This is a genomic window from Paenibacillus phytorum (genome assembly GCF_013141715.1).
Classification (GTDB): Bacteria; Bacillota; Bacilli; order Paenibacillales; family NBRC-103111; genus Paenibacillus_E; species Paenibacillus_E phytorum.
Window position 1 is genome coordinate 1 of record NZ_WHOA01000172.1, and the last position, 22,912, is coordinate 22,912.

General features: G+C 45.7%; 17 protein-coding genes, 1 pseudogene and 2 riboswitches. Of the genes and pseudogenes, 6 read left to right on the plus strand and 12 right to left on the minus strand.

Annotated features, from left to right (window positions below; translation table 11 throughout):
* Nucleotides 1–227: 227 nt before the first annotated feature.
* From atzF to GC098_RS25465, 4 genes are read right to left on the minus strand one after another with little or no spacing between them, the layout of a single operon-like run.
* A complete protein-coding gene (gene atzF / locus GC098_RS25450; RefSeq protein WP_171646018.1) occupies nt 228–2,060 on the minus strand; it encodes an allophanate hydrolase in 1,833 nt (610 codons plus the stop codon).
* 18 nt (nt 2,061–2,078) lie between these two features.
* On the minus strand, nt 2,079–5,699 hold the full coding sequence (gene uca / locus GC098_RS25455; protein ID WP_171646019.1) for an urea carboxylase: 3,621 nt from the start codon (nt 5,697–5,699) through the stop codon (nt 2,079–2,081).
* Nucleotides 5,700–5,756: 57 nt separating this feature from the next.
* Nucleotides 5,757–6,410, minus strand: coding sequence for an urea amidolyase associated protein UAAP2 (locus tag GC098_RS25460; RefSeq protein ID WP_171646020.1), 654 nt, complete (start codon nt 6,408–6,410; stop codon nt 5,757–5,759).
* Nucleotides 6,411–7,133 carry an urea amidolyase associated protein UAAP1 gene (locus tag GC098_RS25465; protein ID WP_171646021.1) on the minus strand — a complete coding sequence of 241 codons (723 nt, stop codon included), beginning with the start codon at nt 7,131–7,133 and terminating at the stop codon, nt 6,411–6,413. It lies immediately after the preceding gene.
* 70 nt (nt 7,134–7,203) lie between these two features.
* Nucleotides 7,204–7,302, minus strand: a riboswitch (guanidine-I (ykkC/yxkD leader).
* A gap of 191 nt (nt 7,303–7,493) precedes the next feature.
* Nucleotides 7,494–7,597, plus strand: a riboswitch (guanidine-I (ykkC/yxkD leader).
* A gap of 87 nt (nt 7,598–7,684) precedes the next feature.
* On the opposite strand from GC098_RS25465, the gene GC098_RS25470 reads away from it, so the two are divergent.
* Complete coding sequence (locus GC098_RS25470; protein ID WP_171646022.1) at nt 7,685–9,025, plus strand: APC family permease; 1,341 nt, start codon at nt 7,685–7,687, stop codon at nt 9,023–9,025.
* A 143-nt stretch (nt 9,026–9,168) separates the two neighbouring features.
* Here the strand turns inward: GC098_RS25470 and GC098_RS25475 are convergent, their stop codons facing one another.
* Together GC098_RS25475 and GC098_RS25480 are read right to left on the minus strand one after the other, a co-directional pair.
* Nucleotides 9,169–10,317: a sensor histidine kinase gene (locus GC098_RS25475; protein ID WP_312880337.1), complete on the minus strand. Its 1,149-nt coding sequence runs from the start codon at nt 10,315–10,317 to the stop codon at nt 9,169–9,171.
* The gene (locus GC098_RS25480; protein ID WP_171646024.1) at nt 10,310–10,999 is read right to left on the minus strand and encodes a response regulator transcription factor; all 690 of its coding nucleotides are present in this window, start codon (nt 10,997–10,999) and stop codon (nt 10,310–10,312) included. Before GC098_RS25480 ends, GC098_RS25475 begins: the two co-directional genes overlap by 8 nt.
* A 163-nt stretch (nt 11,000–11,162) precedes the next feature.
* On the opposite strand from GC098_RS25480, the gene GC098_RS25485 reads away from it, so the two are divergent.
* Both GC098_RS25485 and GC098_RS25490 read left to right on the plus strand, forming a co-directional pair.
* Complete coding sequence (locus GC098_RS25485) at nt 11,163–13,109, plus strand: ABC transporter ATP-binding protein (RefSeq protein ID WP_171646025.1); 1,947 nt, start codon at nt 11,163–11,165, stop codon at nt 13,107–13,109.
* Nucleotides 13,109–14,908 carry an ABC transporter ATP-binding protein/permease gene (locus tag GC098_RS25490; protein WP_171646026.1) on the plus strand — a complete coding sequence of 600 codons (1,800 nt, stop codon included), beginning with the start codon at nt 13,109–13,111 and terminating at the stop codon, nt 14,906–14,908. Before GC098_RS25485 ends, GC098_RS25490 begins: the two co-directional genes overlap by 1 nt.
* A 64-nt stretch (nt 14,909–14,972) precedes the next feature.
* Here GC098_RS25490 and GC098_RS25495 read toward each other — a convergent pair whose 3' ends face one another.
* The 5 genes and pseudogenes from GC098_RS25495 to GC098_RS25515 form a co-directional block, all read right to left on the minus strand.
* Nucleotides 14,973–16,532, minus strand: a complete 1,560-nt coding sequence (locus GC098_RS25495) for an ATP-binding protein (RefSeq protein ID WP_312880338.1) — start codon at nt 16,530–16,532, stop codon at nt 14,973–14,975.
* Nucleotides 16,522–17,208 (minus strand): response regulator transcription factor, encoded by a 687-nt coding sequence (locus tag GC098_RS25500; RefSeq protein WP_171646027.1) that lies wholly within the window; start codon nt 17,206–17,208, stop codon nt 16,522–16,524. The genes GC098_RS25495 and GC098_RS25500 overlap by 11 nt, the downstream gene beginning before the upstream one ends.
* 138 nt (nt 17,209–17,346) lie before the next feature.
* The gene (locus GC098_RS25505) at nt 17,347–17,853 is read right to left on the minus strand and encodes a hypothetical protein (protein ID WP_171646028.1); all 507 of its coding nucleotides are present in this window, start codon (nt 17,851–17,853) and stop codon (nt 17,347–17,349) included.
* Between the two features lie 237 nt (nt 17,854–18,090).
* Nucleotides 18,091–18,396: pseudogene (locus GC098_RS25510) on the minus strand (23S rRNA (pseudouridine(1915)-N(3))-methyltransferase RlmH); the annotation flags it as partial.
* Between the two features lie 642 nt (nt 18,397–19,038).
* The gene (locus GC098_RS25515; RefSeq protein ID WP_171646030.1) at nt 19,039–20,040 is read right to left on the minus strand and encodes a Gfo/Idh/MocA family protein; all 1,002 of its coding nucleotides are present in this window, start codon (nt 20,038–20,040) and stop codon (nt 19,039–19,041) included.
* Between the two features lie 414 nt (nt 20,041–20,454).
* Between GC098_RS25515 and GC098_RS25525 the strand changes: the two genes are divergently transcribed.
* Nucleotides 20,455–20,880 carry an SRPBCC family protein gene (locus GC098_RS25525; protein WP_171646031.1) on the plus strand — a complete coding sequence of 142 codons (426 nt, stop codon included), beginning with the start codon at nt 20,455–20,457 and terminating at the stop codon, nt 20,878–20,880.
* A 1-nt stretch (nt 20,881) separates the two neighbouring features.
* Complete coding sequence (locus GC098_RS25530; protein WP_171646032.1) at nt 20,882–21,262, plus strand: ArsR/SmtB family transcription factor; 381 nt, start codon at nt 20,882–20,884, stop codon at nt 21,260–21,262.
* A gap of 387 nt (nt 21,263–21,649) precedes the next feature.
* Here the strand turns inward: GC098_RS25530 and catR are convergent, their stop codons facing one another.
* Nucleotides 21,650–21,970 carry a catDE operon transcriptional regulator CatR gene (gene catR, locus GC098_RS25535; RefSeq protein ID WP_171646033.1) on the minus strand — a complete coding sequence of 107 codons (321 nt, stop codon included), beginning with the start codon at nt 21,968–21,970 and terminating at the stop codon, nt 21,650–21,652.
* A gap of 174 nt (nt 21,971–22,144) precedes the next feature.
* On the opposite strand from catR, the gene GC098_RS25540 reads away from it, so the two are divergent.
* Complete coding sequence (locus GC098_RS25540; protein WP_171646034.1) at nt 22,145–22,912, plus strand: DODA-type extradiol aromatic ring-opening family dioxygenase; 768 nt, start codon at nt 22,145–22,147, stop codon at nt 22,910–22,912.

Sequence of the window (22,912 nt, forward strand, 5' to 3'; positions counted from 1 at the left end):
GCGCGCTCGGTGTCTCCATTTTTCAACGTAAGAATGCTATTTATTTAGCCATCTGTCCATATTGGAGGAACAGGCGGTCTATGAAAGCGCTTTTCTCGACAGTCTGAAAAATCCAATGGAAGTATGAAATTCGTTCTGAATATCAATTCGAATTTCCCAGAAGATCAGTAGACCCTAAGGGGCTGTCGCTAGTAGATTTATCTACTTTTGAGACGGCCCCTTCTTTGTTATAAAGGCACCACTTTGCGCCATGTGCGCAAAGCTGTTACATCTTCCGCGCCTGCGGCCGCGTAAGCTTCGCAAACGAAGCCCGGGACTTCCGTGCCGTCCCGGAGCTCAACCTTCCCGATCCCCAGCGGAGCTGGGATCGCCGCCGCAAAGCCGCCGAATGCCTCCAGCGGCATTTCCCAAACCTCCAGCAGGATGGCTGCGCCGCCCTGCTGCTGCTTGACCAACCCCGGCTTCGCCGGCGTGGTTGGCAGCTTCACCAGGCTGTACTTCGCTGCGGTCTCATCCTCCCGGATGAACCGCGCTCCACAGCCTAGCATTTGCTTCTCCAGCGGGTAGCCGCGCATGTGTAAGCCACATACCGCGACCAGCGTAGTCGGCACCGCTGCCACGGCAACCTCATCCGCCGCCGAGCCCGCAACACGCGGCGCACTCGCTTCAGCAGCCGATTCCAGTTCGGCGTCAACAGCACCCGCCACGAACTGCTCGGCCGCGCCACAGATCAAGCTTTCCTCTTCAGCGAGCGCGAAGAACGTGATGCCAAAAGGCGTCTGCGGTGCCGCATCGCCCGCCGGCACAGCAACCCCGCACAAATCAAGCAGATTGCAATGATTCGTGTAGCGCCCCATATCCCGATTCGTGCTAATCGGGTCAGCAAGGACTTGCTCGCGCGTCCACGTCCCACCGCAGGTAGGCATGACAAGCACGGCATCCTTCAGCAGTTTCCGAGCTTCCAGCTTGAACTGCTGAAGCTTATGCATCGCATGGAACACGGATGCAGCATCGTACTCTGCAGCGGAGCCCGAGCGGAGAATCTTCTCTGTAACTGGGTACGCAATGCCCGGATTCGCTTCAATAAAGCTGCTCAAGACCGCCCAACGCTCGGCCACCCATGGGCCCTCATACAGTATTGCCGCCGCTTCAGCGAACAACGCAACATCTATAAATTCAACAGGGATGTTCAAATCAACACATAATCCCTTTAATTTCTCAACAGCTGCGTCCCACGCAGCGCGGTACTCAGAAGCATAAGGACCATAAAAACCTAGCTCACCTTCCGGCAGAAAAACTTTGGCCGGAAGCTTAGCGACTTCCCTTGTCACACTGCGTGACCAAGGGTCATCTGCGTGAAGCCCACGCACTACGCCGTCTACGGCGAGCGCGTCATCCAAACTGTGCGCGAAGACGGTTACACAGTCTAAACTCGCACAGGCAGGCACTACCCCTTTGGTTGGCCAGGCGCCGAGACTCGGCTTATAGCCAACCAATCGGTTCAAAGCAGCAGGCACGCGACCCGAGCCTGCCGTGTCCGTGCCAAGCGAGAACGCTGCTTGGCCGCGAGCTACCGAGACGGCTGAGCCGGAGCTTGAGCCGCCGCTGATCAGTTCCGGGCGAAGCGCGTTATGCGCGTCACCGTAAGGACTTCTCGCGCCGACAAGCCCCGTCGCGAATTGGTCCAAGTTCGTCTTGCCGACCGGAATCGCTCCTGCGGCAATCAATCTTTCCACGACGCCTGAGTGCTCCGCCGGCGTATACGCATACTCCGCGCAGCCAGCTGTCGTCGGCACCCCAGCCAGATCAATGTTATCTTTGATCGCAAAAGGAATTCCCCACAGCGGCGCATCAGCCATAGAAACCGATTTTAATCTTTCCAAATAAGGCTGGATGATATCCATCGTCGGCGGAGTAATCCAGATATTCATATCGGCATCATCTGAAGAGCGCTGCACAATGGCCGTTATCACTTCCTGAGGAGTTAATTCTTGTTTCTCATACTTATCCCGAAGCCAAGTGATAGTTAATTCCTTTGCTACTCCGATACTTTCAGTCATCTACAGACACCTCTCTCCTTAAGCAGATTGTGCAATACCAAGAATCAACTGACCTGCATGAACTTGATCTCCAGGCTTCACTTGAATCATTGAAACAAATCCATCACAAGGCGCATGCTGCGGGAATTCCATTTTCATACTTTCAAGAATCGCCAGTTTATCACCCTTCTTCACTTGTTCACCCTGAGAAACAAGAAGTTTCCACACACTTCCCGGCATAATTCCGCGTACAGCAACAGTCCCTGCCGGCAGCTCATCCTCTGGTCCTTCATTGACAGTCTCCTGTTCGGATACGTACTCAGCCAATCCCTTCGCCTTCCAGCTCTCCCGCTCTTCTTTAAAAGCAATTTGCTGCTGCTTACGGAAAGTTTCTGTACTCTCTTCGATGGAGCTTAGGAATTGCAAATATTCACCTAAGTCAAATGTCGTTTCTTGAATATCCGCTTCATATCGGCCTCTTGGGAAGTCTTCACGCAGTTGAAGTAATTCCTCAGCGCTGACCTCGTAGAATTGGATTTGATCAAAAAACCTTAACAACCAAGGTTTACCCGCCTTGAAGCTCTCCGTTGAGCGCAGACGATTCCACATTTGAATGGTGCGTCCTACGAATTGATAACCGCCCGGGCCTTCCATCCCATACACACACATGTAAGCACCGCCGATACCAACGGCATTTTCTGGTGTCCACGTTCGTGCTGGGTTATATTTCGTTGTGACTAGGCGATGACGCGGGTCGACAGGCGTGGCTACAGGAGCCCCCAAATACACGTCACCTAATCCAAGCACCAAATAATTAGCGTCATAAACAATCTTTTTAACCTCATCAATTGTATCTAATCCATTAATGCGCTGAATGAATTCCAGGTTGCTCGGGCACCAAGGCGCATCCGGACGAACCCCTTGTTGATAACGCTGAATCGCCAGCTGTGTCGCGGGATCATCCCAAGAAAGCGGTAAACGAACAATACGCGAAGGTACGCGAAACTCTTCTAATGGAGGCAGCGCTGCGTCAATCTCAACAATTTTCTTACACGCTTCACTTACCGTTATTTGTGAAGGGTCGATGTGAATTTGCAAGGAACGAATCCCTGGCGTTAAATCCAGCACCGGAATCGAGCCGCTTTCCACAATCGCTTGCATCAAAGCCTGCACTTGAAATCGCAGCAGCAAATCCAGCTCAAGCTCACCATACTCAACAAGTAAATTCTGATCACCGCAGCAGCGGATCGTGATTGGGAATCTGCGATTAGCTGTTTCATGGAAAAGACGCGGATATTCCGGCGTAATCTCTTCATTAACAGCAGGAAGCTGCACAAGCACCAGCCGACCGAAATCTCCCTCACCAATCGCACGCAAATTACTTTCCTGCTGATCTCGCAAGGCTTCTGCTTCTGGAAGTGTCAGTAAATGGAATCGAATGGTATCTCCCGGATGAAGCTGACCGAGCTTCCAAAACTCAGCCGAAGCCGTCGTCACCGGACATACGAAACCGCCAAGACTCGGGCCATCCGGTCCAAGAAGAATAGGCATATCCCCCGTCAAATCCAGCGTACCGACCGCATACGCATTATCGTGAATATTGGATGGATGAAGCCCTGCTTCCCCGCCATCTTCACGCGTCCACATCGGAGCTGGTCCTTTCAAGCGAACCCCTGTCCTCGAGGAGTTAAAATGAACTTCCCAACTCGTTTCCGTCAATTGATCCAAGTATTCCGCGCGTAAAAACTCACCTGTACAATGAGGTCCAGGGATCACACCGATTGTCCACTCACGCGTCATCACAGGACGATGCTCCAGAGCAAGCTCTGCCGCCACTTGAACCGGACTTCCGCCTTCATTCACACCCAGCACATCTCCCGTGCGCAGCGCTCGACCGCCATGACCACCGAAGCCACCCAGCGTAAATGTGGATGAGCTGCCGAGAATTTTCGGCATATCCAAGCCGCCGCCGATAAGAAGATAAGTACGCATACCTTCTTTCGCCTCACCAAAGGTCAGCACTTGACCGCGAGCCGCCAACACCGGCTTATACGTTACAATAGCCGTTCCATCCAGCTCCGCTTGCATATCTGCGCCAGCGACACAGAACCACATGTCGCTGCGGAACTTATAAGAACCTCCGCGCAGCGTCATTTCCAATCCACAGGCATGGTCAGCGTTGCCAAGCAGCTTGTTGCCGATACGGAACGATAGCGGATCCATCGGTCCGCAAGGAGGTACGCCCACATCCCAGTGGCGGATGCGTCCAGGGAAGTCCTGCACGGTGGTTTGGATCCCGCCGTCTACCACTTCCAGAGCCCGTTCCACTGGCTCGAACGTATTCAACAATTGCGTGAAGACGTTCCCGTCTACGCAATCTTTCTCTTGCAGAAGTGCCTGCAAATACTGCAGATTCGTTGTAATACCATACATGCGCGTTTCCGCCAACGCTTCGATCAGTTTATGAATGGCGTCCAAACGGTCTGTACCGTGGACGATGATTTTAGCCAGCATCGGATCGTAAAGGGTTGTGACCGTAAGACCATCCCGAACCCACGTCTCATTCCTTGCTTTATCAGAAAATACCGCCCGATCCAACTGCCCTGCACTCGGACGGAACTGCTGGAGGCAGTCCTCCGCATAAATCCGCGCTTGGATGCTGTGCCCTACCGGCTTACGTATAAGCGATTGAATATCTGTAAGCTCATTGGCTGCCTCAAGCACCATCCACTCAACGAGGTCAATACCCAGCACTTCCTCCGTCACACCATGCTCAACCTGTAATCTGGTGTTGACCTCAAGGAAGTAAAACTCACACGTTTCCGGATCGTAAAGATATTCCACCGTACCCGCACTGCGATAGCCCACCTCAGCTGCAAGACGCTTCGCCGAAGCGAACATCGCCTCACGCACTTCATCCGACAGATTCGGAGCCGGGCTTTCTTCAATAACCTTCTGGTTACGACGCTGAATGGAACAATCGCGTTCACCCAACGTAACGACTTCACCGAAGTCATTACCGAAAATTTGCACCTCAACGTGACGTGCTCTCGCGATATATTTTTCTAAAAACATGCCGCCGTTCTTGAAATTCGTCTCTGCCAAATGACGCACGCCATCATAAGCGGCTCTTAATGTTGCCTCATCTGCGCAGACACGCATCCCAATGCCGCCGCCGCCTGCTGTGCTTTTAAGAATAACAGGGTAACCAATACGCGTAGCTTCAACTAATGCCTCATCCAGTTCTGTAATCAGCGGTGTTCCGGGCAGCATCGGTACGCCGGCTCTTTCGGCGATTTCTCGCGCAAAATGCTTGAGTCCGAACATTTCCATTTGCTCCGGCGTAGGACCAATGAACACTATGCCATTCTCACGGCAAGCACGTGCGAAATCAGCATTTTCACTCAGAAAGCCGTAACCGGGATGAATCGCTTGCGCACCGGTTTCCAGTGCTGTTTTCAAAATCAACTCCGTATTCAGATAGCTTTCCTTCGCCGGTCCTCCCCCGATCAGAACAGCCTCATCCGCGCCATCCACATGTAAACTATCTTGATCTGCCCCTGTATATACAGCAACGGATTTAACCCCGAGCTTGCGTAAAGTACGCTCAATACGTACAGCGATAGCGCCACGATTAGCAATCAGCACTTTAGTAAACATCGTATCCACACCCCTTAGAATTTCGTAGACCATCTATCTCCTCTTAAGCAAAGGAACTTACTTCTCCCAAATAAGAACCTGAATCGGCGTCGGATTATAGGCATTACAAGGATTATTAAGCTGCGGACAGTTGCTGATAAGCACCATAGAGCTGCCTAGCGACTGGACCTCTACATAGCAGCCCGGAGCGGAAACACCATCATCGAACTTCAGTCCGCCATCCGGTGTGACGGGTACATTCATAAAGAAGTTAATATTCGGCGCCAAATCCCGTTTCGTATACGCTCCGCTTTCGTGCTGAGCAAGCTGTAACATAAACGTATCCCGACAATTATGCATCGACAGCTTATCGCGCGAGTAACGCACCGTGTTGCTTTGAGCCGAGCACGAACCCCCGACCGTATCATGGCGCCCGCAGGTGTCGGCTACGATTTCAAGCAATGCCTTACCGGATTCTACCCGGAGGACCGAGCCTGTGCTGAGATAAATATTGCTTTGACCTGCAATCGTTGCGACTGCACTATAATGATCTTCCGGATTCTCCGCATCATAAAACAGCGTATCCGCCGCCTGATTCCCTTCCAGATCGACAATGCGCAGCACTTGCCCTGGCTTCAAAACCCGCATCCAACCATCTCCCGCTTGAATAACTTCGCTATAGATGGCATTCCGGGTGAGGCGAGGGCTTTCTACTCGATTAAAAACAGCCATTTAATTTCCCCCTAACAGCGTGTGATATTCCCATGTATTTTCAAAAGCTCGGCGATTTTCCGGGCGGTAATTCAAGCAATAATCATCTTCACCCACAGGAGCAGCAGCCAGCACCTCAATTTTGACAGGCACTGATGGATACGTTGATCTTGGGTCAAGCGGGTTTGGCGTGTTCGATAAGATGAGCAAGGAGTCTAATTCCGTACGCAGCGTAACCGTGGCACCTGTAGGGCAATGAGCAACACTAAAATGCATATCCCCATTGTCATCACAAAACACTTTGGAAAATAAATTCACAACCGGCATCATATCGCGCATGCTAAGACCATTACGCACCAACTCTACTGCAAAGTTTTCTTGCCCGCTCTGCAGCCATTCATTCCGCTGTTCTTGGAAATTCGTCATCCCATACTTGGCATCCGTAGCCGCACGGCTTGTGTATCCACTAAGCGGATCTTGCCAACCGATACTGTCCTCCACGATGCTCACTAACGCTCGGCCATTGTCACTCATCAGCACGTTACCACGCGTCAAATGGGCTGTATGTTGGGCTTTCAGCGTATCCGGCATATTGTAGCGCTCCGTAAGATCCTTCGCGTGGAACACTTGTATAGACACATTCGCGCCCGCCTCCAGCGCCGTAAAACGAATCAACTTCCCTCTACCAATTGCTCCTGACCACTTGCCGCCTGGCCCTATCGTCTTGCTCCAAATGTTATCCACGCTACCAATCTCCTTCGCCATGTCGTTAAACAAAAAGGGAGACATCACAAGACTCAAATGTCTTGGTGATATCTCCCAGGTTTTTATCCTTCCGTGGCGCTCTTCTACAAGAGCGGTTTACTCTCGGACCAGCCCGGTCATAACCGGCGGAACCCTAGTAAACAATCGTATTCGTTTGTGTTACTAAACATAACATCGTTAATGATATGTGTCAATAACCTCTAAGTTTTTTCCTTCTTTTATCTAAAATACTTCTCACAAGCTTAACTCTGTGTTATATTAACTTACACACAAGACTGATATCTAACACCAACAAGTTAAATGTCATTTCCACCAATAGGTAAGTAATGATTCATCACATACATGGTTTTCTAGGGTTCCGCGAGTGCAACCAGCCTCGGTCTGGACCAAGAGAAAACGCACAGCTAACCCTGTGTTCACGGAGGGATAAAAGCCCGGGAGGATATCTGTTTCATAGATATCTCCTTGGCTTTTTTGCATATACGCTCCGTACGATCACCGGAAAACAAGGATAAGGGAGTGTCAACATCATGAAATCAGAAGTCACACTGCGCAAATCTTTAAACCTATCCCAAGTCGTTTACATGGGATTGGCATGGATGACGCCTATGATCTATTTCTCCATCTATGGCATTGCTTATGAGAATGCACATGGCATGCTGACGCAAGCTTACCTGCTTGCCTTCGTTGCCATCTTCTTCACCGCGTACAGCTATGGCGTTATGTCCAAATCTTTTCCCACATCAGGCTCCGCTTACACTTATACGAAGAAAAGCATCCATCCCTACTTAGGCTTCCTGGTCGGCTGGGCACTGCTCCTTGACTACTTCTTCTCCCCCATCATTGCCTGCCTTACCTTCGGCATCTATCTTCATGCACAATTCCCGTCCATCCCGGCTTATGTCTGGATCATCGGGCTCAATATCGTCCTCGGCATCGTAAATATTATTGGCATTAAGTTTTCTGCAAATATCAGCAAGCTGTTCGTCTGGATTCAAATCCTTTTTATCGCAGTCTTCTGTCTTTTCCTTTTCCGAAATATCACGGGAGATGTCCACCCGCTACATCCATTCCTGCTACCCTTCTCCACCATTCTTGCTGGAGCTTCGATGATCTGCTTCTCATTTCTGGGCTTTGACACAGTCACAACCATGTCGGAAGAAACCAAAAACTCCGAGAAAACAATCCCTCGGGCCATCATGATTATCATCATTGCAGCCAGTATTCTATACTTGGTGCCATCTTTCCTGACACAGCTGGTTTATCCACAGCTAACCTTCGTCAACATAGATTCGGCTGGTTTCGAAGTCGTGAAGCTCGTCGGCGGAGCAGCACTTAGCTCCGTGTTCATCACCGTGCTCATTCTCGCCATTTTCACCCAAGGCCTATCATCGGTAACTAGCGTTTCTCGTCTCCTCTTTGTGATGGGGCGTGATTCCATTCTCCCTAAGCGGGTATTCGGTTCCCTTCATCCTAAGTTCAACACACCTGTCACCAACATCGTGATCGTCAGCGTCGTCTCTTTGCTCGCTCTTGTTATATCGCTTGACAATGCGGTGAAATTCGTGAATTTCGGGGCATTAACAGCCTTCTTCTTTGTAAACATCTCAGTGATTGCTCAAAAATACATCAAAGATAAGCAGCGCTCGCCGAAGCAAACGTTCCTCTATCTCATTCTCCCGTTGATCGGAGCCGGATTCATTGGCTATCTACTGTCTCTGCTCGACAAAGATGCCCTATGGATGGGAGGCGTTTGGCTCCTCGCGGGCATTGTGTATCATTTGATTCGAAAGCGTTCCGCACGTACGCTAACTGTGACAAGCAGGCCCATCATCACAGGCAGCGGGCGTCCTTCCGGGTCTATGGAATAAAACGAGAAAAACCGTCAGGAAAGAATCATCCTGACGGTCCTTTTTAGGTTTAACGCGAATCTGCAATTTTATCCTAACAATTTGCCTTACTTATGGTAAGGTTCACCGTATCACTCCATCGGCGAATCTTTAGGAACGAGCGGCTATCTAGTTAGGGTTACATTAAAGCAAGTTCCGCCATCTTCATTATCAGTAACGGTAAGATTACCATTATGTTTTGTGATAATACTGTCAACAATCGAAAGTCCTAAGCCCGCACCAGCCACTTGGCGGGAGCGTGACTTGTCAACACGATAAAAAGGCTCAAAAATATGCTTTTTGTTTTTTTCGGGAATACCGATGCCTGTATCTTTAATTTTGATTGAAACCTGTTCCTTACTTAATCTGTTTACAATAACCTCAACCTTGCCGCCACCGTCAATATTGTACTTAATTCCATTTTCCACAAGGTTATAAAAAGCACGATACAATAAGTCGGTGTTACCAGTAACAATGCTATTATCACAATCTAAGATCAATGCAACCTTTTTATCTTTAGCTATGTGAGAAAGTTCGGAAGTAATATCCTCAAAAACATCCTTTAAACAAATGCTGCTTTGCTCACCGTTATCGTCCATATTCGTCATATCTAACAGGTTACCGACGAGTCCTCTCAAGCGATGGGTTTGCTTTTCAATAACGGAAATAAGTGCATCATATTCCTGGTTTGTATGTTCCTTTTTCTTCTTAAATACATCAACCTTTGTTTGTAACACAGCAAGAGGTGTTCTAAGCTCGTGGGCAGCACTTGCAGAAAATCTTCCTTGCATCATAAAAGCACTATCCAACTTATCCGTCATTTCATTGAAGGTGACAGTAAGCTCTGCAATTTCATCCTTTGTGGGCGGCACAGATAATGTCTCAGATAGATTATGCACACTTATGTTCTTCAACTGACCATTTAGTGTATTAAGAGGTTTTAGTGCCTTGCCCGACATATAGTAGGTTAAGAATCCGCCGCCAACAATAACAAAAATCATATAAATAATGCTTTTCATTCTAAAATCCATTCTTGCTTGTTGGGAATCACCAGCTGGGAGAGTGATCATGCTGCTTGACGGTAATTGAGGGTTTCCAACACCCCTTCCATCTTCACCGATTTGTTTTGCCGGTACTATCAAAGTTGCATCAATCCTTGTAGCCATTGTATCCGCAGATAAATTAAGTATGAAGGTAAGACCTACACAACAAACAGTCAAAAGTGCAACGGTCATAACCGTAAGTCGCAATCGAATTGGCATTTTTTTAAGCATTAGCATCACCTTCCTTATCTGATAGGAAGTATCCCTCGCCAATCTTCGTTCCAATGGGGTCATAATTTAATATCGCTTTCAGCTTCTTTCGGAGAGTTGCAATATGAACCCGTATAGCACCGCTAAAACTATCCGCATTCTGATCCCAAATGTGTTCTATCAATTCTTCTTGGCTAACCACTCTATCCTTGTTAAGCAAGAAATATTCAAACAAGGCAAATTCTTTTTTTGTAAGTGATATTGCATTTTCATTAACAACCGCAATACGTTTTGATAAATCCACCTTAATTACTCCGTAGGAAAGCATACTGCTTTCTTGCACAAATCTCCGCCTTAACAAATTTCGTATTCTTGCCTCCAACTCGGCAAAATCAAATGGCTTCGCCAAATAATCATTTGCCCCTACGTCTAGTCCCCTTACTTTGTCACTTACACTACTTCTCGCACTGAGAATAAGTACCTTTAGTTCAGGCTTTTCATCTCGTATCTCAGCTAAGACCTCAAGCCCATCCAATTTCGGGAGGTTTAAGTCCAGTACAACCAAGTCGTAATTTACTTCATATAAAAGCGCGTAAGCAGCTTCACCGTTGTCACAGGTATCAACGGCATAACCCTCTATTCTAAGCCCATCTGCAATCGCTTCTTGCAAATCAAGCTCGTCCTCTACAATAAGTATCCTCATACATAATCCACCTCTTTTACTATTGTACCTAAGATTAGGTTAAATCTATGTAAAGCAATTGATTCACAACAAAGAAAATCACTTAACAGTGATTTAACACCGTTTGTTATACGATGATTGCATCAAGTGAAGAACAACTAACATAACCGAAAGGGGTAAACAAATGTTTGAAATTAAGAATGTATCCAAAAAATATAACGGCGAATTCGCTTTGAATAATATTTCCTTCACAATGGGAAAAGGGTTGAATTTTATCGTTGGCGCTTCGGGGAGTGGTAAAACGACTCTTTTGAAAATCCTCAGTGGCATGGAACAAGATTTTGATGGCGAGGCTTACTATTGCGGTAAGAGCATTAAAGAATTAACCTCTAATGAAAAAAGCTACTATTACAACAATATGTTTGGATTTGTTTGGCAGGATTTTAATTTACTCGAAGATGTATCGGTCTTAGACAATGTGTTGTTGCCACAGTATTTAAAAAATAAACAAAATCGAAAGAAAGCTGAAACGATTTTAATAGACCTCAACATCGTTGATCTTGCACAGCAAAAAGTGAAATATCTTTCTGGCGGTCAAAAACAGCGTGTTGCCATCGCAAGAGAGCTAATGAAAAATCCACAGGTTATTATTGCGGACGAGCCCACAAGTGCCTTGGATGAAAAAACCTCAAAAACAACAATGGATATTCTGAAAGCTATTTCTAAAACCAGGACAGTTATCGTTGTAACCCACGATACCAATTTGATTGATAATAATTCAAACGTTTTAAACTTGGATAAGGGAGAGTTGATTGCATCACCACAAGAAAAAATTGTCACTAAAACAGAAAATCTTACATTCAATGAAAGTCATCGCTTATCTATCAAAAATGCTTTTGCACTCACCAAATTGAATGTTAAAAGTAAATTCGGGCGGTTTTTCGTATCAACCCTCGCTCTTATGGTTGCAGGCATATTATGTCTTACTACTATAAGCGGAGCAATCGGGGGCAGCAGTCAAGGTGAATTTGACAAGCTGATTGATACGTATGGCGAAGGACTTAAAGATATTAGTGTAGTTGGCAGTTTTATAAGTGCAGGAGGAACAAGCGGTAATAAGGAAGAAAAGCCGAAAGCTGATGTAACACAGGATATTGCTGGCTTATACGATAAATATGCAGGAGATAAGCGTATTGATTTCACTGCTTTTTTACAAGCGTTTGAGAATATAAAAGTAAAGGTTAGCGGCAAAGAATATACAGTAAAAAGCACAGGCGGTACGCCATCCATCAATAAGCTGGTTGCAGGAAAAATGCCTTCAGGCAAAGACTACGAGGTTGTTGTCCCCGAAAGCTTTGTTGAAACATTAGGCATATCAAACGAGCAAGCAATAGGGAAAGAAGTCAATTTTAGCAGCTCTATGTACAATTGGAACACCGGTAAGCCTGTTTTAAAAGATGCGTTCCTCACCGCAACAATAGTAGGCGTTGCAGATACGACTGTCTATTATGAATCTCAAGGCAAAATGACATCGTATAAAGTTTCTGACTCTTTCTTCTTCAACAAAGCCGCACTTGACGATATGAGAAAACAAGCAGAAATTAAAAGCAGCAACATGAATTTTCTTATTCGTGCAAAGACGCCTGCTGATATGATTTCCATCAAAGACGAGCTTAACGAAACAGGCATTGTCCCTCTTGGCAGATTTGAACTTGTTGAAGATATTGTTAGATTAAATAAGCAAACAACCGAACAGTCCGGCTCTGCAAGTGTGCTCATAGGCATGTTGTCTGTCGTAATGGTGATCGCCATTTTCCTTATCACAGGCTTGATGCGAAAAAGAGAATTTGCCATTTATAAAATCAGCGGCTTTCATAATGCTCATTTGAGCCTGCTTAACTTGACGGAAATGATAACAGGAGCAATCACAGCAATTCTGTTAATGCTTGTTACATCACCTCTTATCAATTTAGCTACACAAGGCTTGTTCAAAGCAAGTATCCTTAATTCAAAGATGTTGTTAACGGGTGCGCTGTTGATTGCCTTAATAGCCGTTGTGGCTTACTTTACAACTATGATTACATTCATGAAAACCAATGCTACTACAGCTTTGAAGACAGGTGACCGATAATGATTCAGATAAAAAACCTTACAAAAAGATATCAGCAATCACTTATTATTGATGATACAAGTTTTAACTTTCCAAGCAAGGGACTGATTTGCCTTTTGGGCGCGTCAGGCTCTGGTAAAAGCACGCTGCTTAATATGATTGCAGGCTTTGACAGTCATTATAGCGGTGATATTACGGTTTGGGGTACTTCAATCAGCAAACTGAACGCCGATGAATTGTGTGCATATCGCAGAGATCATATCGGATTTATCTTTCAAAACTATCATCTTCTAAGCGGATATACCGTACTTGAAAACATCTTGCTTGCTTGTGAGCTAAATACTTCTAGTGAAGAAGAAAATAAAAAAAATGCGATAGAATTGTTAAATAAACTGGGTTTATCATCAAAGACTGATGAAAAAACCGAAAATCTTTCGGGTGGTCAAAAGCAAAGAACTGCTATTGCAAGAGCGTTAATTAGTAATCCTCGTATTGTGTTGGCTGATGAGCCAACTGGAGCATTAGACCGTAGCAACTCCAATGAAATTATGGAGCTTTTAAAAGAGATTTCAAAAGAACGATTGGTTATTGTGATTACTCACGATCAAAAGATTTGTACCTTTGCAGATGACGTCATCCATCTCGATAACGGAAAAATGATTACAAAAGAGAACGATACTCAAACAGATTTTACTGGTAATCATCATCAACTCAGTTTCAATAAGGCAAACAAAGTATCTGCGTTCAAGCGAGGGCTTAAGAACTTCAACGTTCATCTCACACGTTATATGGCTGTTAGTTTGGCCATTTCCATTGGTATCCTTGCATTTATGTTGTCTTTATCTTCGGGCAATATTATGGAAAAATCTATTTCAGATTTCAAGGATAAAAACACCGCCTTTAGCAACGGCTATATCAAAGGTAAGGATGACGGAACCGTTTTTGAGCTACTGAGCTCTGATGAGCGTATCGAAAATGTGTATTATCAATACAAAATATCCAATGTTACTTTAAGGCTGGGGGATAAAACCGAAGCTATAGCAGAAAAATACCCAATGCCTAAGGCTACTGAGAATATGTCATACGGTGTTATGCCAAAAGCAGGTAAAAAGGAAATCGCACTTAGTCCGAGCCTTGCCAAGAAATTTGGAAATGATATTAGTAACTTGCTTGGTAAAGAACTTACCTTAAACCATGGTGAACAAGAACACATACTTACGATAAGCGGCATTTATAATGCAGGCTACGATGATTTCTTTGTAAGTTCCGATATTGAACAGGAATTGTATGAAAATGTGGATAGCAAAGACCGTTACTCCATCAGTTACGATGTGACAGATTTCGAAGATATTGTTTCAGTCAGTCAAATGCTTGCCGACAAAAAAATTGATAGTAAGACTTCAGCCAATGAAGTAGGCGCTTTGCAAAGTACATTCAACAATCTTAGCCGTTTGTTCTTGATCGTTTCTATTTTGATTCTGGCAATTGGTTTGTTTATCAGTACAGTCATGCTTATCAAACTGCAAAATTCGAGATACAAGGAATTAGGGCTGCTGTCGGCTTTGGGATTTAATAAAGGAACAATAGGGAAAATGATTGTCAGCGAAAATCTGCTTTTAGCGGCAATGTCGGCTATCTTTAATGCTATTCTCGTTAGCTGTACTTATGTAATCGGTAGGATCCTCCATTTAGCAATTATCATTACCCCAGTACAAATCATACTATCCATCCTTTCCACAGGCATTGTTGTTATTGTCATTAGCCTAATAGCCAGCTACAAATTAATCCGTACAGAGCCAGCTGTAGCGTTGAGAAAATAAGACACGTTTGAAAAATGCAAAAGTCTTTATATATTCCCTAACATCAAAAGGCTCGTATCAGCTCTTAAACAAGCTGTTCGAGCCTTAAGTTTTCGAATTTAACCTGGAATACGGTACCTATCGAAGCCGTTTGCAGCAGCTCGATTGTTCCCCCATTTACTTCAGCAAGCAGCCGGCAAATCGGCAATCCGAGACCTAGTCCTTGCTTTTTCTTGCGGCGACTGTTTCCTCTGTAGTAGCGTTCGAAAATAAATGGGACTTCATCGGGAGCGATCCCTTTGCCATTGTCAGAAATATCGATAGTGAGCATTGATTCAGTCGATCTTGCAGTAATCTCGATGCGCGTTGCCGCAGCTGCCGCGCTGTTGCTTAGCAAGTTGAGAATAATTTGCTTCAAATGCGATCGATCACAGATACATACCAAATCGGAAGGTAGCACATCAAGCTCCATTTGAACGGATGCAGATGCTTGAATGGTATGGAACTGCTGAATAATCTCCTCTATTAACGGCTCAAGTAAGACCTGAGACTTATCAGCGTGAATCGCACCTGACTCCATGGAAGAAAAATTAAGCAGATCGTTCACCATCACATGCATCCGCTTTGCTTCATTTAACCCAATATTTATAAACTCATTGGCTTTGCTGCCTGTGACTACGCCGTCCTGAATCGCTTGAAGCATACCGCGGATTGAGGTGACCGGCGTACGCAGCTCATGTGAAACTCCGGCAAGCAGATCGGTACGCATACGTTCAAGTTGGTCTAGACGTCCAGTCATTTCGTGAAAAGATTGAACCAACCCGCTAATTTCACCTTCCTTAATGAGGTTCGAATCAGGCAAATGCGGCTGATAATTGCCTGAAGAAATCTGTTTGGCAGCACGGGCCAGTTGAATAAGTGGTCTTGTGAGAGAACGGGACAACACGAATACGACAGCCCAGCCGCATAAGGAAATAAGTCCAAAAGCTAGCACAATGAGACCGTATATTTGGGGCAAACGACCCCGGTTATATGGGGCGGTCATGTAGAGTGTTCCTGAAATTTGATTGTTTGTATAGAAGGGCACACCAACACGCAGCCACTTTCCTGACTGTATATCGACCTGCTCACGAATCTTTTTACCTGAAAGAACTTCCTTTTGTCGGGGCGGGGATTCGAGGTAAGCTCCTACTTCTGCGTATGCATGACTAAAGAAGTAAATCATCTCGCCTGAAGTATTAAATATTTGAAATTGATACCCATCTGGAATTGAAGGAACGAGTTCTGAGGGGATCGAAGGGACGGATCCTTGTAATGGGGAATTTTCTGACGTTATGAGGGCTGTTGGCGTTTTTTCTAAATTATTTAAAGATGAAGTTGAGACGGTAGGTTTTAACTGCAGAAGCTCATCTATTTTACTAACTGAATCGCTCATCATTGCAGACCTCGCCTCAAGTAATTGAAACTGCTGCTCCTCCGTGCTCATTCGAATCCAGTACATGCCAAACAAACCGATGCCCGTCAGCATGACAAGAAGAATCATCACATAACGCCAGGTCCAATATCGTACCAAGGAAACAAAGGCAGCTTGTGGTTGAGCATTCACATTGTTTTGAGTAGACTTGCGCAGATGCTTAGTAAACACGTAAACTGTACCCCATTCCTCTAATCGTATCAATTTCCCCCTCGTGTGCAGGCCATTGATAAAGACTTTTGCGCAGCCGTTTAATGGCGGTATCTACAGAACGATCACCACCTTCAAAGTCGATTCCCCACACCTCATTAAGTAAATGATCGCGTTCAAAACATTGATTGGGATGCTCCACTAGAAATTGAAGCAGCTGATAATCGCGGGGAAGCAGAGAAATCTGCTCATTTCCGACTGTAACCGTTCGAGTGCTCACGTAAACAACCAAGCTGCCGATCCGCACAATATCCGAATCTGTCATGTAGACGGAGCGGCGAAGTACCGCTTGAATGCGGGCCATAACTTCCTGGGGATCGAATGGCTTGGCAATATAGTCGTCCGCCCCTTGGCCAAACCCTTGGAGACGGTCTGGTACATCGCCGCGTGCCGTAAGTATAATGACAGGACAGCTTCCTAGTTCCCTAATTTGGTGCAAAATTTCAATTCCGTTCTGATCATTCGGAAGCATAAGATCTAACAATACGAGATCGGGTCTCCAACTGAGAAACTGCTCCATCACATCGATTTCGCCCTCACCCGAATTCCACTTTACTTCATAATTGTCTTTTTCCAAATAGGCTTGAAGTACGCTTGCGATCGGTAGCTCATCTTCAATTAACAATACTCGCTTCAAGGAAATAACCCTTCCTTTCCTAACCATGCTTTACCGTATTATTCTAACCAATATGTATTCTTTCGAACAACAGAGCTGTCCCACAAGCACTCCGGAATGGAAGATTACTTGGGGACAGCTCTAACTGCTCTCTATATGTTACTTATTGCTTTTTACTGCTTGACTCGAATCTGTTAATTTTCCAACTTCCATGTGCTTTCCTTCTTCTTTAATCTTAGCGCGCAGTTCATCTACCGTGACGCCTTGCTCTTTTGCCATTTTTTCTAGGCTGACAGCTTCACTGGATTGTGTGCTTGCAGTTAGTTGGCTAGCCATAGTTGACTCGCTAGTGCCTGTAGCTTTTCCAGGTTCAGTTGAAGAAACCGTTTTAGTTATCTTACCTTCCTTTTCAAGCTGAGCGAACAATTCCTCTAACGTAATACCTTTCTCTTTAGCCATTTTTTCAAAGCTCGTGCTGTCACCCAACTTCGCTGCTTCATCAGCACTGATTGTTTTAGATGATGATGTTGGTGAAAGTGTTGCTGATACACTAGCTATACTCGATTTAATCGTTCCACCAATCGTAGTGTCGCTTGCAGCGTATGCAGATCCTCCGACAGCAGATACAGCAAGTATAAGTGCAGCGATTGTTAGTTTTTTCTTCATGTTAAATTCCTCCTAGAGTGTTTTGTGCTTCTGCCATATGATGTGCAGTTGCTACACTCTTAATATAGCTTCGGATTGTGTCGGGAGTATGGCAGCATCAGAGTAAGTGTAAATTGTCCCCTGTACTCAGGCCAAGCTATTCACAACAGCTAATGAATATACAGCTAGATTAGAGCCCGAACGGTAAATGTCTGAAATGACTAGCAGTGGCGTGTTTATATTGCTGATTGCTGATTACAGCAGCTTGTGCGGCAGCGTCATGCGGCCAAAAGACAGCCGCGTATCCGCACGGCGCAGCAGCTCGCTTGATAGTTCCAGCGAGCCGCCGATTACGAAGGCCAACTGCTCGCCCTCCATCACACGCACTTGCTGTTCCTCAGCAGGTCTCAAGTTCTGCGGTGCCTTCTCATCGGGCACCTCTATCATCTGTACCTTGGCATACGGCCCAAGGCGCTTCACATACACCGCGATCCCGTCCACGAGATAGCTCTCCTTCAATTTCCCTTTGCTCCATTGGATAAAATACAATGAAATCAGGCTCATTCACCTTATACGCCCCCTTCCAATGGAGTTAGTCCAACAAAATGCTCTAAACCAGCTCTTCTGAGCTATTTCCACATATTCCACTGTATAAATCCAATGGAACTAACCCTAAGTGCCGATGTCATGAGACATCATTGGATATAATCCAATCAAATCCCTCAAGTTGAGGTATTTCGACCTTTCTCCCAACTCAAATAAATAAGGGGTAAGCTTCGCTCACCCCAAATCATATAAATTCTTATCTGGTGAAAAAAGGGCCTGTGAGTAATTTTGTTTTCTATGTGGCAGTCATACCCCGGCTTAAATAGGCAAAAGTTGTACAACGTACAACAATTCCGGCGGTTTCTTCTCAACAAGCCTCCGATGTTGTATATCGTACAACTTTTTTTCCGCATTTCACCCGATTGAGCTACTTTCGGGAGAATATGTTGTATTTTCTACAACAGTTGCCGCGATAACGCCGATTATCTTGCTTAATGTTGTACAAAATACAACTTCGTTCGCCTGTATCGAACTTACTCAACCTTGATAGCCACTCTTGCCCAAATGGACAGCGAAACCGTTATTCTACTCAAGCTAATTGGTAGAATGATGTGACGGCACGCCTTGATTCATTTGCAAGAAAAGTTCAAAACCCTTCGCCTATTGGATATTATCTTTTTTACGGTCAGCAGGAAAAACAAGCCCCATCTGCTTTCTAGCCTCATCCATAATAGCCATAGCAATGCTTGAATTCGCATGTGAGTTCGTCGTGGACTCCAATGTTCCGCTTTTAATAAGCCGAATAAATTCTTCCGCTTCATAGCGCATCGTTCTTACAGCTTGCTCCCGCGTCAGGTTTTCCACAGAGCCATCTCGGTAACGGATTTCAACTTTTTCTGGCGTGTTGATTTTATCGATGACCATCGTCGCATTCTCACCCTGAATCTCTGCAGGTAGATAGGAGCTCGAAATTTTGGAGTGCATGATAACCGCATCCATCTCTTTGTAGCTTAGAAGCAAGCTGCCCTCGCCATCGACTCCCGATTCCAACAGAACTCCGCTTGCTTGTACACGTTCAGGAGCACCAAAAAGCACCGCCAACGGATAAATACAATAGACGCCTAGATCCATAAGCGAGCCATTGGAAAAAATGGGATTAAACGCATTCAGTATCGTTCCCTGCTTATAAGCATCATACCTAGAGGAATATTGGCAATAGCTCGCAAAATAACGCCGGATTTTCCCCAGCTTATGTAAATTGTCTTGAATCGCCTTGAAATTAGGAAGCAGCGTGGACTTGAGAGCTTCCATGAACACCACTTTATTCGTTTGTGCAGCCTTTATCATCGCTGAGAGCTCAGCGGTATTGGATGCCGCAGGCTTTTCGCAGATAACATGCTTGCCATGATTCATACAGAGTATCGCGTATTCAGCGTGAAGCGAGTTTGGACTCGCAATATAAACCGCATCGAATTCCTTACTTTGCGCAAACGTTTCTAGGCTTGTATAGATATGAGAAACCTCAAATTTCTGAGCGAATTCCGCAGCTTTCTCCTCCGTACGCGAGTATACGGCAGTTAAGTCGAACTCCCCCGTCTCGCGGGCAGCATGAATGAATTCTTCCGTAATCCAGTTGGTTCCAATAACAGCAAAACGTATCATATCGTTCTCCTTTGTTCCACTCTATGTTTTTCATAACTATACCATGATTTCAGAGCTGTTGAAAAAGAGAACAGACACTTCAAGTCAGAATTGTTACCTAACGACCCCCTTGACATGAAACCAAAAGGTTTCGTATAATCCTTTGTGTAACCATTTGGTTTCGTATTGTAATGCCTTTGAAAAACCTAATCTTTTGGACACAATACGAAAAGGACATACGGGAAGGAATGACTTACGATGCAGGACGAATTGCTGAAGAAGCTGCGCTACAAGCAAGGACGAGCTCTCGTTCTTCAGGCACCTGTCTTGTAAGCAATGTCGCGGTGGACGATAAATGGTCAGCCCTGCGATTGCGTCATAAGAGTAAAGTAAAAACGAAATCCTAATAAATTAATCATTGGAGGCTTCTTATTTATGGAAAATCAGACTCAAGGCACATTGCCGGATATCAAGCAAACACTAGTATTTAACGCACCGATTCAAAAGGTTTGGAATGCTGTAGCGACTTCTGATGGCATCGCGGCTTGGCTCATGCCAAATGATTTCAAGCCAGAGGTTGGCTATGAATTTCATTTGGAAGCAGGACCTTTTGGCAAATCCCCTTGTAAAGTAACCGAGCTGGACCCGCCGAACCGTTTGACTTTCGCTTGGGGCAAGGATTGGTCTCTGACTTTCGAATTGACTGATTTAGAAGGCAAAACGGAATTCACCCTCACTCACTCCGGTTGGGATGCAGAAAAAGTTACGGAATTCGGTCAACCTCACGCGGTTGTTCGCGAGACGATGTCGATGGGCTGGGTTGGTCTGGCGAAGAAACTGGCTGCTCACGTCGAGGCTTAAGATGGCAGTCCCCTCGCAGAAGCATGACGTCTTTCAAGCGATCGCCGATCCGACCCGCCGTCAGGTGTTGAAGCTGCTCGGCGAGCAAGAGATGCCCGTTACGGTTATCTCCGGCCATTTCCCGATGAGCCGCACCGCGGTATCCAAGCATCTTCGCATTTTGGCTGATGCCGGGTTGGTGAAAGAACGCAAAGTCGGCCGCGAGACCCGATACAGGCTGGAGGCGGAACCGCTTATGGAGTTGAAGCGTTGGCTATCCTATTATGAACGATATTGGGAAAACAAGTTAAATGTACTCAAACGGTTCGTTGAATCGGACGATGAGGAAGGCGGAAATGCTTTATCCGCTTTGGAATTGGTCGATCCTACGAAACACGAATAACAAGATAAAGTATACAGACCGCTCTCTCCATAGGAGATGAGCGGTTTTTTCTTTACTTTAGGGGGCATTACAAATCGGAACTAACCGAGCCTTCTACGAAAAGCAGTTTAGCAAGAAATAAGTAAGCAAGTTCAGCTTGCTTATTCATTCTAATATTAGTGCATCTCGTCACATAAGACCTCAGGACATGCTTATTAGCTAATAAACGAGACTTCCAGGGTGTATTAGCCAACTATAAGCATGCCTAACTTGCTTATACACTCATAACCGGGGCTATTAAGAAAAATAAGCAACTTCAGTTACCTCATTCGCCTAATGAACCACGTGCTTACTCGAAAAGGTCATCTACCCTGCTGCTTTCACAGGTTAGATGACCTTTTTCACAACCTACTCCTGAACAGGCAGCCACTCTTGCGACCACTTAGCAATCTCACCGAAAATCGGCGCCAATGCCAGCCCCTTGTCCGTAAGTGAATATTCGATACGGACGGGACTTTCTGGGAATACTACCCTCTTAACGATACCTTCATGCTCAAGCTCCTTCAGTCGCTCCGACAATACTTTGCCGCTCAAATTCGGAAGTGCCTGATCGATATTTATGAACCGCTGCGGGCCTGATAGTAATTGAAAAACGATAAGCGATGTCCAGCGCTTGCTGAGGATTTCTACAGCTTTTTCGAAACGAGGACACAATAGGTTGCGTTCCATGTTTATCACCTCTATATGTCTATTTATTATAGAGTAAGTTGACACGGATATACAAGGTTACAAAAAGTAATTTAGTTACTTGACGAAACTAAGATTTTGACGTAATATCAGTTACATAAAGTAACTAAGTGAATTTAAGTAATATAAAAAGTAATTTAAAGGAGTGTTTTTATCATGATATCACCCATATTTGTAGGACACGGATCTCCCATGATGGCTATTCAAGATACAGCTTGCACGCAATTCCTGCTCGACTATGGCAAGAAGCTTTCACCGAAAGCTATTGTCATCTTCACGGCTCATTGGGAAACAGAGGTTCTCACTATTTCGTCCACTAATGACGTATATGACACCATCTACGATTTCCGCGGCTTCCCGGATGAACTGTTTCAAATCAAATACCCTGCCAAAGGGGATGTGGAACTGGCTCGAATGATCGCTGACCGTTTCACGGCGAAAGACATTCCTGTGAATTTGGATTCGCAGCGCGGGCTTGACCACGGCTCTTGGGTTCCGCTATTGCGGATGTTTCCAACGCCAGAATGTCCAGTCATTCAAGTGTCCGTCAACCCGTACTTGCCGCCTGCGGAGCAGTATCGCATTGGCGAAGCACTGCGCGGCCTCGATCAAGAGGATATTCTGATTATTGGAAGCGGTGCTACTGTGCATAACTTGCGAGCACTTAATTGGGATGCCAAAGAGCCAGACGCTTGGGCTGTTGATTTCGACGAATGGCTCATCCAGAACATGCAAACGCAGAACCTGGAGGCGCTGTTCGACTACGCTGCTTTAGCACCGAATGCTCGTATGGCTGTGCCAAGACCAGAGCATTTCATTCCACTCTTTATTACAATGGGCAGCGGGGACCCAGAACGTCCTGTTCAAGTGATTCATCGCAGCTATGAAGTCGGCTCGCTCAGCTATCTTTCGGTCTCTTTTTAA